The organism is Guyparkeria sp., from assembly GCF_046540515.1.
Classification (GTDB): Bacteria; Pseudomonadota; Gammaproteobacteria; order Halothiobacillales; family Halothiobacillaceae; genus Guyparkeria.
Map to the genome: position 1 here is coordinate 23,549 of NZ_JBKHFB010000004.1, position 16,311 is coordinate 39,859.

Here is a 16,311-nt window from a genome sequence, read left to right on the forward strand (position 1 = left end):
CCGACGGCATGACATGGCCCCCGGCCGCCGCCACGCCGGCGGCGGCCGGTCGTTGGTGGCTCCTGGTGCCGGCCGCCGGCTTCGGTGCGCGCATGGGTGGCGATACGCCCAAGCAATACCGGCAGCTGGGCGGTCGGTCGGTGCTGGAGATCACCCTGTCGCGCTTTGCCGGGCTGCCGGGCCTGGCCGGCGTGGTGCTGGTCACCGGCGAAGGGGCGCCGAGTGGTGCGCTGGCAGCGCTTGATGTCGCCGGCGTGCCGATCCACCGGGTCGCCGGCGGCAAGACTCGCGCCGAGAGCGTGCGCAACGGTCTGGCCTGGTTCCGGGATCGCTGGGACGTGCTGTCCGGGGGATTGCCGGGCGAAGGCTTGGCCGAATGGGTGATGGTCCATGACGCGGCGCGGCCCTGCGTGGCGCCAGGCGACCTGCATCGGCTGCTGGCCGCGGCTCGTTACCCCGACGGGGCACTGCTGACCGCAGCGGTGCGCGACACCATCAAGCGTGTGAATGCCGAGGGGCGCGTGACTGCCACCGTCGATCGGGAGACGCTGCGCCATGCCCTGACCCCGCAGCTGTTCCCGGTAGGGGTATTGCTCGCCGCGATCGAGCGGGGACTGGCCGCGGGTGCGCCGATCACCGACGAGGCATCGGCAATCGAGCGCCTGGGCCTGTCGCCGCGGGCGGTGGACAGTGCCACCGACAACCTCAAGATCACCCACGCGGAGGATCTTGGTATCGCGCATGCCATCCTCCGGCGCCAGGGAGTGCTGCATGACTGACCCGCTTGCCTTTCGTATCGGCCACGGTTTCGACGTGCATGCCTTCGAGCCGGGGGATCACCTCTGGATCGGTGGTTGCCGCATTCCGTTTGATCGGGGGTTTCGCGCGCATTCGGACGGGGACGTGCTGCTCCACGCCATCTGCGATGCCCTGCTGGGCGCGACGGGGCAGGGCGATATCGGCCGGCACTTCCCGGACACCGATCCCGCCTGGGAGGGTGCGGACAGCCGCGACCTGCTGGCGCGCGTGGTCGCGCTGGTCGAGGAGGCCGGGTGGAGCCTGGTCAACGTGGACGCGACGGTGATCGCCCAGGCCCCGAAGCTGGCGCCCTGGATCGAGCCGATGCGCGAGGCGATCGCCGCGGCCGGTAGCTGGGGGGTCGGACAGGTGAACGTCAAGGCGACCACCTCGGAGAAACTCGGCTTTACCGGTCGGGGCGAGGGCATTGCGGCCGAGGCGGTAGCCATGCTGGCGCGCCGGGCACCGGCGGATTGATTTATGGGGGGCGGCCAAGTAGGCTTGTCGCCCGTTTTTAAGGAACCTCAGCACGAATGCCATGCCGCTCTGGCCTGTCGAGCCGTTCGTGATCAAGGCGCGTGGTCGCCGGCGTGCCGGTGGCCACGTCAAGACGACGCAACGCCGAGCACGGGCGGCTCGACAGGCCCCGAAGGGCGCGCCTTGAGCCGGGTATCTGCTGCGTTGTCGTCCTTGGAAAGGGAAAGACCCTTCCGCTGCGGACGAACGCCTTGCATCTACCCGGCTCAAGACGCGCAGAGCGGTTTGGCATTCGGGCAGAGGTTCCTCGGGGGTCCGCGACCGTCGGTCGGGGACCTGACGGACAGCTCATCGAAACAAGTGGAACCATCGGATGCGTAAACCGATCGTCGCAGGAAACTGGAAGCTCAACGGCACGCTGGCCGACAGTGAATCGCTGGTGTTGGGCGTGCTCGACGGCATGCCGGCCCTCGAGGCTATCGACGTGGCCGTCTGCCCGCCGTTCGTCTATCTGCACGAGGTCGCTCGGCTTTCGGGCTCGACCGGGCTGGACGTTGGCGCACAGAACTGTTCCGAGCACGACAAGGGCGCCTTCACCGGCGAGGTCGCCGCGCCGATGCTCGCCGACGTCGGCGCCCGTTACGTGATCCTGGGCCACTCCGAGCGCCGTACGATGTATGGCGAAACCGACGAGATCGTCAGTGCCAAGGTCAAGGCCGCACTCGCGGCCGGGCTGACCCCGATCCTCTGCGTCGGCGAGACGCTCGAGGAACGCGAGGCCGACGAGACCGAGGCCGTCGTGCGCCGCCAGCTTGCCGCGGTGATCAGTGGCAACGGCATCCGGGCGTTCGCTCGCATCGTGATCGCCTACGAGCCGGTCTGGGCGATCGGCACGGGGCGCACGGCTTCCCCCGAGCAGGCCCAGGCCGTGCACGCGTTCATCCGCGGGCAGCTGGCCGATCACGACGCGGGCATCGCCCAGTCGGTGCGCATCCAGTACGGTGGCTCGATGAAGCCGGGCAACGCGGCCGAGCTGCTCGCGCAGCCCGACATCGACGGCGGGCTGATCGGTGGGGCCTCGCTGAAGGCCGAAGACTTTCTGGGAATCTGCCGCGCCGCGGCGGACACGGTAGGTAAGCAATGACGACAATCGTAATCATCATCCACGTGTTGCTGGGACTGGCCCTGATCGGGCTGGTGCTCATCCAGCACGGCAAGGGTGCGGATGCCGGCGCCGCGTTCGGTTCGGGCGCGTCCGGCACCGTTCACGGGGCGCGTGGGCCGGCAAACACCCTGCAGAAGGTGACGGGGTGGATGGTGGTGGCCTTTTTCGGCACCAGTCTGTTGCTTGCCTACGTGATTAACACTTCCCAGGAGCCCTCGAGCGTGGTAGATTCTGCACCCGTTTCCGAGAGTGGAAACGCGTCAGACAAGGACGGAGACACCCCGTCCGACAAGCCGACCGACGTCCCATCCTCGAACTCGGCGGCACCCTCTGGGGACGAAGACGGCAGCACCCAATCGCCGTCGGACGTGCCCGGACAGTAACGGCGGGCAATCGCCGTTACGGCCGGATCTAGCGTTGATTCGGTTGACAATCAAAGCGGACGTGGTGGAACTGGTAGACACGCTATCTTGAGGGGGTAGTGGCGAAAGCCGTGTGGGTTCGAGTCCCACCGTCCGCACCAAACACACTTTTCCGGTTCGATTCGCTATTCTTGTACGTTGCCGTGGAGATATTGCCGCGGCGCGCGCAAGGCGGTCGAACGCGCAGAAAAAACCGGTCGGGATCGACCCGGCCGGGTTTCGAGCAAGAGGGTGTCAGATGCTTGAAGGCTACATTCCTATCCTGATCTTCTTCGGTGTGGCCACCCTGTTCTCCCTGGGGCTTCTGGTCGTCGGTCAGGTGCTGGCACCCAACCGGCCGGATGCGGCCAAGCTGGATGCGTACGAGTGCGGTTTCGCGCCCTTCGAGGACGCGCGCATGAAGTTCGACATCCGCTACTACCTGGTCGCCATCCTGTTCATCATCTTCGACCTGGAGATCGCCTTCCTGTTCCCCTGGGCCGTCGCGCTCGAGGACATCGGCGGTTTCGGCCTGGGCGCGATGGCGATCTTCCTCGGCGTGCTCGTGATCGGCTTCATCTACGAGTGGAAGAAGGGGGCGCTGGAATGGGAGTAGAAGGCGTTCTGGAAAAGGGGTTCGTCACCACCTCGGCCGACAAGCTGATCAACTGGGCCCGCACCGGCTCGCTGTGGCCGATGACCTTCGGCCTGGCCTGCTGCGCGGTCGAGATGATGCATGCCGGCGCGGCCCGCTACGATCTCGACCGCTTCGGGGTGGTCTTCCGTCCCAGTCCGCGTCAGTCGGACGTGATGATCGTGGCCGGCACCCTGGTGAACAAGATGGCCCCGGCACTGCGCAAGGTCTACGACCAGATGGCCGAGCCGCGCTGGGTGATCTCGATGGGTTCCTGCGCCAACGGTGGCGGTTACTACCACTATTCCTACTCGGTGGTGCGCGGCTGTGATCGGATCGTGCCGGTCGACATCTACGTGCCCGGCTGCCCGCCGACGGCCGAGGCCCTGTTGTACGGGATCATCCAGTTGCAGAACAAGATCCGTCGCACCAACACCATCGCGCGTGCCTGACGGGTACCGGCAAGCACAGGGGTAGCCTCATCCATGAACCTGCAAACGGCCCTCAAGGAAACCATCGGCGATTACATCGTCGATCAGACCTTCGATCGTGGTGAGCTGACCATCGAGGTCGAGGCCAGGCACTGGCGCGAGGTCGCCCAGCGCCTCGAGTCGAGCGAGGCCACGCGTTTCGAGCAGTGCGTCGATATCTGCGGCATCGATTATCTCGAGTACGGTCGCGACGAGTGGGCCGGCGAGGAGACGGTGTCCTACACCGGCTACAGCCGGGGCGTCGAGCCCAACACCAGCGGCTGGTTGAAGTTCGGCGACGAGCCGGCCGTGGGCGACCTGGGTCGTCCGCGTTTCGCCGTGGTCGCGCACCTGCTGTCCTATACCCACAACTGGCGCCTGCGTGTCCGGGTCTACTGCCCGGACGACCAGGCCCCGGCGGTGCCGTCGGTGGTGTCGGTCTGGGCCGGGGTCAACTGGTTCGAGCGCGAGGCGTTCGACCTGTTCGGCATCCTGTTCGACGATCACCCGGACCTGCGTCGGATCCTGACCGATTACGGCTTCGTCGGTCACCCGTTCCGCAAGGACTTCCCGCTGATCGGCCACGTCGAGGTGCGTTACGACGACGAGAAGCAGCGCGTGGTCTACGAGCCGGTCTCGATCGAGCCGCGCGTGCTGGTGCCGAAGGTGCACCGCGACGACAGCCGCTACATTGACCTCGACGAGGGCTGATAGATGCCGGAAATCGCCAACTACACCCTGAATTTCGGTCCCCAGCATCCGTCGGCCCACGGCGTGCTGCGCCTCGTGCTCGAGATGGACGGCGAGACGGTCGTGCGTGCCGACCCGCACATCGGCCTGCTGCACCGTGCCACGGAAAAGCTCGCCGAGAGCAAGCCCTACAACCAGTCGATCGGCTACATGGACCGGCTCGACTACGTCTCGATGATGTGCAACGAGCACGCCTACGTGCGCGCCATCGAGCAGTTGCTGGATCTCGAGCTCCCCGAGCGTGCCCAGTACATCCGGGTGATGTTCGACGAGATCACCCGCATCCTCAACCACCTGCTGTGGCTCGGTGCCCATGCGCTCGACATCGGCGCGATGGCGGTGTTCCTGTACGCCTTCCGCGAGCGCGAGGACCTGATGGACTGCTACGAGGCGGTCTCGGGTGCCCGCCTGCATGCCACCTACTATCGCCCGGGCGGCGTGGCGCGCGACCTGCCGGACAGCATGCCGAAGTACCAGGCCTCGAAGTGGCACAGCGAGCGGGACGTCAAGCGCATGAACGAGGCCCGTCAGGGCTCGCTGCTCGACTTTCTCGAGGACTTCACCGAGCGTTTCCCGAAGTACGTCGACGAGTACGAGACCCTGCTGACCGACAACCGCATCTGGAAACAGCGCACGGTCGACATCGGCATCGTCTCGAAGGAGCGTGCGCTGCAGATGGGCTTCACCGGCCCGATGCTGCGTGGTTCCGGCGTGGAGTGGGATTTGCGCAAGCACCAGCCCTACGCCGTCTACGACCAGCTCGAGTTCGACATCCCGGTAGGGGTTAACGGTGACTGCTACGACCGCTACCTGGTGCGTGTCGAGGAGATGCGCCAGTCGAACCGCATCATCCGCCAGTGCATCGACTGGCTGCGCAAGAACCCGGGCCCGGTGATGGTCGAGGACCACAAGGTCGCGCCGCCGCGCCGCGAAGAGGTGAAGGCGGACATGGAGTCGCTGATCCACCACTTCAAGCTGTTCACCGAGGGCTACACCCTGCCGAAGGGCGAGGCCTACGCGGCCGTGGAGCACCCCAAGGGCGAGTTCGGCATCTACCTGGTCTCAGACGGGGCCAACAAGCCGTACCGTCTCAAGATTCGGGCGCCGGGCTTTGCCCACCTGTCGGGGCTGGACGAGATGTCGCGCGGCCACATGCTGGCCGACGTCGTGGCGATCATCGGCACCCAGGACATCGTATTCGGAGAGGTCGACCGCTGATGACCGAGAGCAAACTCCACCTGCTGACCGATCACACCCGCGAGGAGATCGACGGCTGGCTCGCGCGCTACCCCGAGGACCAGAAGCAGTCGGCCTCGCTGGCTGCCCTGCGGATCGTTCAGCACCAGAACGACGGTCACGTCACCGTCGACCTGATGGACGCGATCGCCGAATACCTCGACATGGAGCCCATCTCGATCTACGAGGTGGCCTCGTTCTACTCGATGATCGAGACCAAGCCCTGCGGCCGCCATCATGTCTCGGTGTGCACCAACATCGCCTGCTCGCTGATGGGCTCGGACGAGATCGTCGAGCACTGCGAGAAGAAGCTGGGGATCAAGACCGGCGAGTCGACCCCCGACGGCCGGATCCTGCTCAAGAAGGAAGAGGAATGCCTCGCGGCCTGCGGCGGCGGCCCGATGATGCAGGTCGATCACGTCTACTACGAGAATCTGACGCCTGAAAAGGTCGACGAGATTCTCGACAAGCTGGATTGACGCCATGAGTTTCAATTACGTCAGTTCCACCCCGGTCTGCTTCGCCACGCTCGACCACGAGCAGCCGTGGTCGCTGGAGGCCTACCTCGAGTCCGGCGGCTACCAGGCCTGGAAGAAGATCCTCGAGGAGAAGACCGACCCGGCGCTGATTATCGAGGAGGTCAAGACCTCGAATCTGCGTGGTCGTGGCGGGGCGGGCTTTCCCACCGGGCTCAAGTGGTCGTTCATGCCGCGCAACGCGCCGGGGCAGAAGTACATCGTCTGCAACTCCGACGAGTCCGAGCCGGGCACCTTCAAGGACCGCCAGATCCTGATGAACAACCCGCACGCGCTGGTCGAGGGCATGGCGATCGCCGGCTACGCCATCGGCGCGACCAAGGGCTACAACTACATGCGCGGCGAGTTCTCGGACCTGGTGTTCCAGCGCTTCGAGCAGGCCGTGCGCGAGGCCTACGAGTACGGCGTGCTGGGCGAGAACATCCAGGGGTCGGGTGTCGACTTCGACCTCTACGGCTCGCTCGGTGCCGGCGCCTACATCTGTGGCGAGGAGACCGCGCTGCTCGAATCGCTCGAGGGCAAGAAGGGCCAGCCGCGTTTCAAGCCGCCGTTCCCGGCGAACTTCGGCCTCTACGGTCGGCCGACCACGGTCAACAACACCGAGACGCTGTCCTCCGTGCCGGCGATCATGCGCAACGGCGGGCAGTGGTTCGCCGATCTGGGCGTGCCGAACAGCGGTGGCGTGAAGATCTGGTCGGTCTCCGGCCACGTCAACAAGCCGGGCGTGTTCGAGATTCCGATGGGCACGCCGTTCGCCGATCTCCTGGAAATGGCCGGCGGCGTGCGCGACGGCAAGAAGTGCAAGGCCGTGATCCCGGGCGGGACGTCCTCGCCGGTCATCCCGGGCGAGATCATGCTCGAGACCAACATGGACTACGACTCGATCGCCAAGGCCGGCACCTTTCTCGGCTCGGGCGGGCTGATCGTGATGGACGAGGACACCTGCATGGTCAAGGCCCTGCGGCGTATCGCCCGGTTCTACTACAAGGAGTCCTGCGGACAGTGCACCCCGTGCCGCGAAGGCACCGGCTGGCTGTTCCGCATGCTGAATCGCATTATCGACGGCAAGGGCACGCTCGAGGATCTCGACCGCCTCGACGACGTCGCCAGCAAGATCGAGGGGCGCACCATCTGCGCCTTCGGCGACGCGGCGGCCACGCCGGTACGGAGCTTCATCAAGCACTTCCGACCGGAATTCGAGTACTACATCAAGCACGGCCACAGCATGGTCGACCGCGCATCCCAGGCGGCCTAAGGCCGGCCGTGCAAGCAGGTTTCCAGGTATGAGTGACGAGCAGATTACCTTTGAAGTCGACGGCATGACCCTCCAGGGCAACCCGGGGGACATGCTGATCGAGGTGACGGACAAGGCCGGGATCAACATCCCGCGCTTCTGTTATCACCGCAAGCTGTCGATCGCGGCCAACTGCCGCATGTGCCTGGTGGAAGTCGAGCGCGCGCCCAAGCCGCTGCCGGCCTGTTCGACCCCCATTTCCGAGGGCATGAAGGTCTCCACGCGCAGCCCCAAGGCGATCAGCGCCCAGCGCTCGACCATGGAATTCCTGCTGATCAACCACCCGCTCGACTGCCCGATCTGCGACCAGGGCGGCGAGTGCGAGCTCCAGGACGTGGCCATGGGCTACGGCGAGGGCGTGGGCCAGTACTCCGAGGCCAAGCGCGTGGTCAAGGACAAGGACATCGGCCCGCTGATCGCCACCGACATGACCCGTTGCATCCACTGCACGCGCTGCGTGCGCTTCGGCGAGGAAATCGCGGGGCTAAAGGAGCTCGGTGCGACCGGTCGCTCCGACCAGATGGAGATCGGCACCTATATCTCCAAGAGCGTCACCTCCGAGCTCTCCGGGAACGTCATCGATCTCTGTCCGGTCGGTGCGCTGACCGCCAAGCCGTCGCGCTACACGCACCGTCCCTGGGAGCTGGTCCAGCACAAGCACTTGTCCACGCACGACGCCTTCGGTTCGAACCTCTACATCCACACCCGCGAAGGGCGGGTGATGCGCACCGTTCCGCGCGACAACGACGCGGTCAACGAGACCTGGATCGCCGACCGCGACCGCTACGCCTACACCGGTCTGTTCACCGACGATCGACTGACCCGCCCGATGGTCAAGCGGGACGGCGAATGGGTGACGACCAGCTGGGACGAGGCCCTCGAGGCGGCCGCCCAAGGCATCCAGCGGATCGTCAACGAGCAGGGCCCGACCGCGCTCGGCGCGCTGGTCTCGCCGAACGCGAGCCTCGAGGAGCAGTACCTCGCCGCCCGCATCGTCCGCGGCATGGGCTCGAACAACATCGATCACCGCCTGCGCCAGACCGACTTCTCCGGTGATGCCGACGATCCGGTCATGCCGTGGCTGGGCATGGACATCCCGGCGATCGCCGAGCTCGATGCGGCACTGACCGTGGGCATGGCCGTGCGTGAGGAGGTGCCGCTGTTCGGGCACCGCCTGCGCCAGACCGCACTGAACAACCAGGCACGCATTACCCTGATTCACCCCTACGAGCAGGAGCTGACCTTCCCGGCGCGCCAGGCCCCGAGCCGGGTAGGCGAGGGTGGCGAGCTGGGCAGCCTGTTGGCGCTCCTCGAGGCCGCCGGTGGCAAAATCCCCTCGAGCCTGGCCGATCACCCGGTCGCCAACGTCGAGGATGCCGCGACGATCGTCGAGGAACTCAAGTCAGCCGAGAACGGGGCGATCTTCCTCGGTGCCGTGGCGCAGAACGCGCCGGATTTTGCCGCGATCCGGGCGGTGGCCGCCGAACTCGCTCGCCTGACCGGCACGCAGCTCGGCATCGTCTCGCAGGGCGGTAACGCCGCCGGTGCCTGGCTGGCCGGTGCCGTGCCGCATCGTGCCGCCGGGGGCGCCGACGCCGTCGGTCACGGCCGTAACGCGTCCGACATGCTGGCCTCGCCTTGTGAGGCGATGATCCTGCAGGGCGTGGAACCGGAGCACGACTCGGCCGCCGGCCTGGCGGCGATCGATCGACTCGAGGCGGCCGGCTGCGTGGTCTCGATCACCAGTTTCGTCACCCCGGCGATGAAGCGCTATGCCGACGTGCTGTTGCCGATGGGCACCGCCGTCGAGACGGCTGGCACCTGGGTCAACGGCGAAGGCCGCTGGCAATCGGTCAACGGGGCGGTACGTTCGCTGGGCGAGTCGCGCCCGGCGTGGAAGATCCTGCGGGTGCTGGGCAACCTGCTCGACCTCAACGGATTCGATTACATGGCCGTCACCGAGGTGCGCCGCGAGCTTCAGAGCCATTGCCAGGAGGTGGCGCTGGAGAACAAGACCACATCACTTGCCGAGGCCCGGTTCGAATTGCCGTCAGCCGGCGAGCAGGGCGGTTACCACCGCATCGCGCCGGTCGCCATGTACGGCATCGATCCGGTCATCCGTCGTGCCACGCCGCTGCAGGGCACCGAGAAGGCGGAGCTACAGCGTCACGTGCTGGTCAACCCGGCAGATGCCGAGCGCGAGGGCTGGGCGGACGACATGACCGCGGCCATCGAACAGGACGGCCGGCGGGCCGAGCTGCCGATGCGCATCGATCCGCGCGTCGCGCCGGGCAGCGTGGTCGTGTTCAGCGGCACGCACGCCGGTGAGCTCGCGCCGCGTGCCGGCTCGGTAGAAATTCAGGTGGAGGTCGCCGCATGATCACCGAATGGCTTTCCCCGGTCATCGGCTGGATGTCGCCCTCGTGGCAGTACTTCGTGGTGCACGTGCTGCTCACGCTGGTGATCGTGATGCCGATCGTGGTGGCGGTCGCCTACCTGACCCTCGCCGAGCGCAAGGTCATCGGTTACATGCACGTGCGCATCGGCCCGAACCGGGTCGGCCCGCGCGGGCTGTTCCAGCCGTTCGCGGACGTGTTCAAGCTGATGTTCAAGGAGGTGATCACCCCGACGGTCGCCAACAAGTTCATCTTCTACCTCGCACCCATCCTGATCCTGGTCGCCGCACTGGTCGCCTGGGCGGTCATCCCGTTCGACGACGGCTGGGTGCTGGCCGACATCAACGCCGGTCTGCTGTACGTGCTGGCGATCGGCGCGGCCGGCGTCTACGGCGTGATCCTCGCCGGCTGGGCTTCGAACTCGAAGTACGCGCTGCTCGGCGGCATGCGTTCGGCGGCACACAAGGTCGCCTACGAGCTGGCAATGGGCTTTGCGCTGGTCGGCGTGCTGATGGTGGCGGGCAGCCTCAACCTCTCCGACATCGTCCGCGGCCAGGACGGCAGCATCCTGCACTGGTACTGGCTGCCGCTGCTGCCGATGTTCGTGGTCTACTTCGTCTCCGGCGTGGCCGAGACCAATCGCGCGCCCTTCGACATCTCCGAAGGCGAGTCCGAGATCGTCGCCGGCTTCCACGTCGAGTACTCGGGGATCGCGTTTGCGTTGTTCATGCTCGCCGAGTACGCCAGCATGATCCTGATCTCGGCACTGGCCGCGGTCATGTTCCTCGGCGGCTGGCTGTCGCCGTTCCAGGGAACCTTCCTCGAGCCGGTGTTCGCCTTCGTGCCGGGCATCGTCTGGTTCCTGCTCAAGATCTCGCTGCTCCTGTTCGTCTTCATCTGGCTGCGGGCGACCTTCCCGCGGTTCCGCTACGACCAGATCATGCGCCTGGGCTGGAAGGTATTCATCCCGCTGACCATCCTGTGGATCGCGGTCGAGGGCGTGTTCTTCTATTTCGAACTCGGCCCGTGGTTCGGCTAAGGGGTAGCTTGCTATGAACGCGATCAAGCATTTCTTCAAGACATGGTTCCTGTGGGAGCTGTTCCTCGGCATGTCGGTGACCGGCAAGTACTTCTTCGGTCACAAGTACACCGTCCAGTACCCGGAAGAGAAGACCCCGCAGTCACCGCGGTTCCGGGGCCTGCACGCCCTGCGTCGCTACGCGAACGGCGAGGAGCGCTGCATCGCCTGCAAGCTGTGCGAGGCGGTCTGCCCGGCGCTGGCGATCACCATCGAGTCCGAGCAGCGCGAGGACGGCACGCGCCGGACCACGCGCTACGACATCGACCTGTTCAAGTGCATCTACTGCGGCTTCTGCGAAGAGGCGTGCCCGGTGGATTCCATCGTCGAGACAAGGGTTTACGAGTATCACTTCGAGAAACGTGGCGAGAACATCATGACCAAGGACAAGCTCCTCGAGATTGGTGATCGCCTCGAGTCGCAGATCGCCGCCGACCGGCTCGCGGACGCGGCCTATCGATAACGCAGTACGGTAACGGGCCGGGAGGGGTGCGGTCGTGGTAACGTCCCGCCGGGCCCGGGTCCGAGAAACGAACGAAACAACGGTCAACCGGCTCAGGGGCGGGCACCCGCTCCCAGCAGAAGGATAGTCATGTCGCTCTACCAGATCCTTTTCTACGTGTTTGCCTCGGTCGCGGTGCTTGCCGCCATCCGGGTCGTGACGGTCAGGAACCCGGTGCATGCCGCCCTGTACCTGGTGCTCACGTTCTTCTCGACCGCACTGATCTGGATACTGATGGAGGCGGAGTTCCTCGGTATCGTGCTGCTGCTCGTCTACGTCGGCGCGGTCATGGTGCTGTTCCTGTTCGTGGTGATGATGCTCGACGTCAATATCGCGCCATTGCGCGAGGGGTTCATCCGCAACCTGCCGGTGGGCGTGTTCGTCGCCCTGGTGATGATCATCGAACTGGCGCTGATCCTCGGCCCGGCGAGCTTCGGCCTGGAGCTCTACCCGTCACCGGAGCCGGCCCCGGCGGACGCGGGCAACACCCTGGCTATCGGCCAGGTGCTCTACACCAAGTTCGTCTACCCGTTCGAGATCGCGGCGTTCATCCTGCTGGTAGCCATCGTCGCGGCGATCGCGCTGGCGCACCGTCGCCGGCCGGGCGTTCACTACCAGGACATCGACGCCCAGGTGCGGGTGCGTGCCGAGGATCGCGTGCGCATCGCCTCGCTGGATGCCGACAAGACTCGCCGTGGCGACCTGTCGGACGAGTCTTCTGCCAAACAGGATAAGGAAAACTCATGATCAGCCTGTCCGAGTTCCTGATCTTCGGCGGCCTGCTGTTCTCGATCAGCGTCGCCGGCATCTTCCTCAACCGCAAGAACGTGCTCGTGCTGCTGATGGCGATCGAGCTGATGTTGCTGGCCGTGAACGTGAACTTCGTGGCGTTCTCGCACTTCTCCGGCGACATCGACGGGCAGGCCTTCGTCTTCTTCGTTCTCACCGTGGCCGCGGCCGAGGCGGCGATCGGCCTGGCCATCCTGGTGACGCTGTTCCGCAATCGACGCACGATCAACGTCGAAGACCTGACCGAGATGAAGGGCTGATTCAATGGAAAAGGTTTATCTTGCCGTCGTGCTCGCCCCGCTGATCGCCTCGATCATCGCGGGCCTGTTCGGACGACAGATCGGTCGGTCCGGCGCCCACTGGGTCACCATCATCGGCGTGGCGATCTCGCTGGCCGCCTCGCTGTATGCCTTCTACATGCACGTCTTCGGCGGGCTGGGCACGTTCGACGGCACGGTCTACACCTGGATCGCCTCGGACCTGTTCGAGTTCAACATCGGTTTCCTGGTCGACAACCTCACCGTGATGATGATGGTGGTGGTCACCGCCGTCTCGCTGATGGTGCACATCTACACCATCGGCTACATGCACGATGACCCGGGCTACCAGCGCTTCTTCAGCTACATCTCGCTGTTCACCTTCTCCATGCTGATGCTGGTGATGTCGAACAACCTGCTGCAGTTGTTCTTCGGCTGGGAAGCGGTGGGCCTGGTCTCCTACCTGCTGATCGGCTTCTGGTACAAGCGCGAGTCGGCCATCTTCGCCAACCTGAAGGCCTTCATCGTCAACCGTGTGGGGGACTTCGGCTTCCTGCTCGGTATCGCCGCGATCCTCATGTACACGGACTCGCTGCACTACGCGACCGTCTTCGAGCGTCTGCCCGAGCTGGCCGACATCACCGTCGAGTACTGGCCGGGCGTGGAGTGGTCGCTGGTCAGCGTGATCGCGATCCTCTTGTTCATCGGCGCGATGGGCAAGTCGGCACAGGTGCCGCTGCACGTGTGGCTGCCCGACTCGATGGAAGGCCCGACGCCGATCTCGGCCCTGATCCACGCGGCGACCATGGTCACCGCCGGCATCTTCATGGTGGCGCGCTTCTCGCCGCTGTTCGAGCTCTCCGATGCCGCACTGTCGTTCATCCTGGTGATCGGAGCGGTGACCGCGATCTTCATGGGGCTGCTCGGCATCGTCCAGCACGACATCAAGCGCGTGATCGCCTACTCGACGCTCTCGCAGCTCGGCTTCATGACCGCCGCCCTGGGGGTGTCGGCCTACAGCCCGGCGCTGTTCCACCTGATGACGCACGCCTTCTTCAAGGCCCTGCTGTTCCTGGCGGCCGGCTCGGTGATCATCGCGCTGCATCACGAGCAGGACATGCGCCGGATGGGCGGTCTGGCGAAGACGCTACCGATCACCTTTGCCACCTTCTTCATCGGGGCGCTGGCGCTGATCGGCTTCCCCGGCACCTCGGGCTTCTATTCGAAGGAGTCGATCATCTACGCCGTGGCCGCCTCCGAGCTGCCGGGGGCCGAGTTCGCCTACTGGGCGCTGTTCATCGGCGTGTTCGTGACCGCCTTCTACACCTTCCGCATGCTGTTCCTGGTGTTCTTCGGCGAGTCGCGCATGGACGAGCACACGGCCTCGCACGCCAAGGAGTCGCCCAGGGTTGTCACCGTGCCGCTGGTGCTCCTGGCCGTGCCGTCGTTGATCATCGGTTTCCTGGTCATCGAGCCGATGCTGTTCGGTGCCTACTTCGACGACTCGATCCGCGTGCTGGCGACCCACGGCGCGATGGCCACGCTGGAAGATCAGTTCAAGGGCGCCTGGGGCATGTTCCTCTATGGCTGGACCACGCCGGTGGTCTGGATGGCGCTGGCCGGCGTGGCCACCGCGGCGATCATGTATCTCGGGTTGCCCAAGGTCCTGCCGCCGCTGTTCGCTCGCGTCTTCGCCTGGCCCAGGCGCATCCTCGAGGAAGGCTACGGCTTTGACAGCTTCAACAACACCGTGATCGCCGGCGGCTCGCGAATGCTGGGTCGCGGCCTGTGGAAGGGCGCCGATCTCGGCGCGATCGACGGCTGGCTGGTCAACGGCTCGGCGAAGGTCGTGGGCAGCATGGCCCGCACCTGGCGGCTGATCCAGACCGGCTACCTCTACCATTACGCGTTCGTCATGATCCTCGGCCTGATCGGCCTTTTGACCTGGATCGTGTTCGTCGGCGCGTAACGCCCATACCGATAACAAGCGAAGGATAACGGTTCGATGCTGAACTCCTGGCCCATATTGAGCCTGCTGGTCTGGTTGCCGATCGCGGCAGGCCTCGCCGTGATGCTGTTCGGCGAACGGCGTGCCGTCTCGGCGCGCTGGTTCGCGCTGATCGTCTCCGTCCTGGTGTTCGTGATCAGCCTCGGCCTGGTCGTCGGCTTCAACACGCAGACGGCGGCGATGCAGTTCGTCGAGCACCTGCCGTGGATCCCGGCCTTCGGCATCGACTACGCACTGGGCGTCGACGGCATCTCGATGCCGCTGATCGTGCTGACCACGTTCACCACCGTGCTGGTGGTGGTCGCCGCCTGGGAAGTGATCAAGGACAAGGCACACCAGTACCTGGCGGCCTTCCTGATCATGGAAGGGATGATGAACGGCACCTTCGCCGCCATGGACGCCATCGTCTTCTACTTCTTCTTCGAGGGCATGCTGATCCCGATGTTCATCATCATCGGCATCTGGGGCGGCCCGCAGCGCGTCTACGCGACCATCAAGTTCTTTCTCTACACCTTCCTCGGCTCGGTGTTCATGCTGGTCGCGCTGATCTACATGTACTTCCAGTCGGGCAGCTTCGCGATTCCCGTGCTTCACGAGCTGCCGCTGACGCTGACCGAGCAGATCCTGATCTTCCTGGCCTTCCTGATCGCGTTCGCGGTCAAGATCCCGATGTGGCCGGTGCATACCTGGTTGCCGGACGCCCACGTCGAGGCACCTACCGGCGGCTCGGTGATCCTGGCGGCGATCATGCTCAAGATCGGTGGCTACGGCTTCTTGCGTTTCTCGCTGCCGATGACGCCGGATGCGGCCGCGACGCTCGACTGGCTGATGATCGCCCTCTCGCTGATCGCGATCGTCTACATCGGTCTGGTCGCCATGGTCCAGTCGGACATGAAGAAGCTGGTCGCCTATTCCTCGATCTCGCACATGGGCTTCGTGACCCTGGGCCTGTTCGTGATCTACATGATCGTCGCCAACCCGGACAACGCCTCGGCCAGCGGCGTGACCCTGGCGCTCGAGGGCGCGATGGTGCAGATGATCTCGCACGGGCTGATCTCGGCGGCGATGTTCCTCTCGATCGGCGTGCTCTACGACCGGCTGCACACCCGTGACATCTCGGCCTACGGCGGGGTGGTCAACACCATGCCGTGGTTCGCCGCGCTGGTGGTGCTGTTCGCGATGGCCAACGTGGGCCTGCCGGGCACCTCGGGCTTCGTCGGCGAGTTCATGGTCATCCTCGCCGCGTTCAAGGCGAACTTCTGGATCGCGTTCGCCGCGGCGCTGACCCTGATCATCGGCGCGGCCTACACGCTGTGGATGGTCAAGCGCGTGATCTTCGGCGAGGTGAAGAACGAGGGCGTCAAGACCCTCCAGGATCTCAACTTCCGCGAGGCGTGGATCCTGGGCGTGCTCGCGTTCCTTATCGTGCTGATCGGCGTCTGGCCGAACCCGCTGGTCGAGGTCATGCACGCCTCGATCGAGAACCTGGCGCAACAGGCGCTGACCACCAAGTTGTAAGA

The 16,311-nt window shown here is 65.3% G+C and carries 17 protein-coding genes and 1 tRNA gene; all 18 read left to right on the top strand.

What is annotated here, in order from left to right:
* Nucleotides 1-8 precede the first annotated feature (8 nt).
* On the top strand, nucleotides 9-779 hold the full coding sequence (gene ispD, locus ACLFRM_RS00940; protein ID WP_410753717.1) for a 2-C-methyl-D-erythritol 4-phosphate cytidylyltransferase: 771 nt from the start codon (nucleotides 9-11) through the stop codon (nucleotides 777-779).
* A complete protein-coding gene (ispF, locus tag ACLFRM_RS00945; protein WP_410753718.1) occupies nucleotides 772-1,275 on the top strand; it encodes a 2-C-methyl-D-erythritol 2,4-cyclodiphosphate synthase in 504 nt (167 codons plus the stop codon). The genes ispD and ispF overlap by 8 nt, the downstream gene beginning before the upstream one ends.
* A 373-nt stretch (nucleotides 1,276-1,648) precedes the next feature.
* A complete protein-coding gene (tpiA, locus tag ACLFRM_RS00950; protein ID WP_410753719.1) occupies nucleotides 1,649-2,419 on the top strand; it encodes a triose-phosphate isomerase in 771 nt (256 codons plus the stop codon).
* Entirely contained in the window at nucleotides 2,416-2,823 is a 408-nt protein-coding gene (gene secG / locus ACLFRM_RS00955) for a preprotein translocase subunit SecG (RefSeq protein WP_410753720.1), read from the top strand. The genes tpiA and secG overlap by 4 nt, the downstream gene beginning before the upstream one ends.
* A 55-nt stretch (nucleotides 2,824-2,878) precedes the next feature.
* A tRNA-Leu gene (locus ACLFRM_RS00960) sits at nucleotides 2,879-2,963 on the top strand.
* A gap of 137 nt (nucleotides 2,964-3,100) precedes the next feature.
* Entirely contained in the window at nucleotides 3,101-3,457 is a 357-nt protein-coding gene (locus tag ACLFRM_RS00965) for an NADH-quinone oxidoreductase subunit A (protein ID WP_410753721.1), read from the top strand.
* The gene (locus ACLFRM_RS00970; RefSeq protein WP_058575719.1) at nucleotides 3,448-3,927 is read left to right on the top strand and encodes a NuoB/complex I 20 kDa subunit family protein; all 480 of its coding nucleotides are present in this window, start codon (nucleotides 3,448-3,450) and stop codon (nucleotides 3,925-3,927) included. The genes ACLFRM_RS00965 and ACLFRM_RS00970 overlap by 10 nt, the downstream gene beginning before the upstream one ends.
* Before the next feature lie 33 nt (nucleotides 3,928-3,960).
* Complete coding sequence (locus ACLFRM_RS00975; RefSeq protein ID WP_410753722.1) at nucleotides 3,961-4,656, top strand: NADH-quinone oxidoreductase subunit C; 696 nt, start codon at nucleotides 3,961-3,963, stop codon at nucleotides 4,654-4,656.
* Between the two features lie 3 nt (nucleotides 4,657-4,659).
* Nucleotides 4,660-5,913: an NADH-quinone oxidoreductase subunit D gene (locus ACLFRM_RS00980; RefSeq protein WP_410753723.1), complete on the top strand. Its 1,254-nt coding sequence runs from the start codon at nucleotides 4,660-4,662 to the stop codon at nucleotides 5,911-5,913.
* Complete coding sequence (gene nuoE, locus ACLFRM_RS00985) at nucleotides 5,913-6,410, top strand: NADH-quinone oxidoreductase subunit NuoE (protein ID WP_410753724.1); 498 nt, start codon at nucleotides 5,913-5,915, stop codon at nucleotides 6,408-6,410. The genes ACLFRM_RS00980 and nuoE overlap by 1 nt, the downstream gene beginning before the upstream one ends.
* Nucleotides 6,411-6,414: 4 nt before the next feature.
* Nucleotides 6,415-7,722, top strand: coding sequence for an NADH-quinone oxidoreductase subunit NuoF (gene nuoF / locus ACLFRM_RS00990; RefSeq protein WP_410753725.1), 1,308 nt, complete (start codon nucleotides 6,415-6,417; stop codon nucleotides 7,720-7,722).
* 28 nt (nucleotides 7,723-7,750) lie between these two features.
* Complete coding sequence (gene nuoG / locus ACLFRM_RS00995; RefSeq protein WP_410753726.1) at nucleotides 7,751-10,141, top strand: NADH-quinone oxidoreductase subunit NuoG; 2,391 nt, start codon at nucleotides 7,751-7,753, stop codon at nucleotides 10,139-10,141.
* A gap of 32 nt (nucleotides 10,142-10,173) precedes the next feature.
* The gene (gene nuoH, locus ACLFRM_RS01000) at nucleotides 10,174-11,196 is read left to right on the top strand and encodes an NADH-quinone oxidoreductase subunit NuoH (RefSeq protein WP_410753750.1); all 1,023 of its coding nucleotides are present in this window, start codon (nucleotides 10,174-10,176) and stop codon (nucleotides 11,194-11,196) included.
* 13 nt (nucleotides 11,197-11,209) lie between these two features.
* Nucleotides 11,210-11,698 carry an NADH-quinone oxidoreductase subunit NuoI gene (gene nuoI, locus ACLFRM_RS01005; protein WP_410753727.1) on the top strand — a complete coding sequence of 163 codons (489 nt, stop codon included), beginning with the start codon at nucleotides 11,210-11,212 and terminating at the stop codon, nucleotides 11,696-11,698.
* A 129-nt stretch (nucleotides 11,699-11,827) separates the two neighbouring features.
* Complete coding sequence (locus ACLFRM_RS01010) at nucleotides 11,828-12,484, top strand: NADH-quinone oxidoreductase subunit J (protein ID WP_410753728.1); 657 nt, start codon at nucleotides 11,828-11,830, stop codon at nucleotides 12,482-12,484.
* Nucleotides 12,481-12,786 (top strand): NADH-quinone oxidoreductase subunit NuoK, encoded by a 306-nt coding sequence (nuoK, locus tag ACLFRM_RS01015; protein WP_058575727.1) that lies wholly within the window; start codon nucleotides 12,481-12,483, stop codon nucleotides 12,784-12,786. Before ACLFRM_RS01010 ends, nuoK begins: the two co-directional genes overlap by 4 nt.
* A gap of 4 nt (nucleotides 12,787-12,790) precedes the next feature.
* Nucleotides 12,791-14,752, top strand: coding sequence for an NADH-quinone oxidoreductase subunit L (nuoL, locus tag ACLFRM_RS01020; RefSeq protein ID WP_410753729.1), 1,962 nt, complete (start codon nucleotides 12,791-12,793; stop codon nucleotides 14,750-14,752).
* Between the two features lie 36 nt (nucleotides 14,753-14,788).
* Complete coding sequence (locus ACLFRM_RS01025; protein ID WP_410753731.1) at nucleotides 14,789-16,309, top strand: NADH-quinone oxidoreductase subunit M; 1,521 nt, start codon at nucleotides 14,789-14,791, stop codon at nucleotides 16,307-16,309.
* The last annotated feature ends 2 nt before the right edge of the window (nucleotides 16,310-16,311 follow it).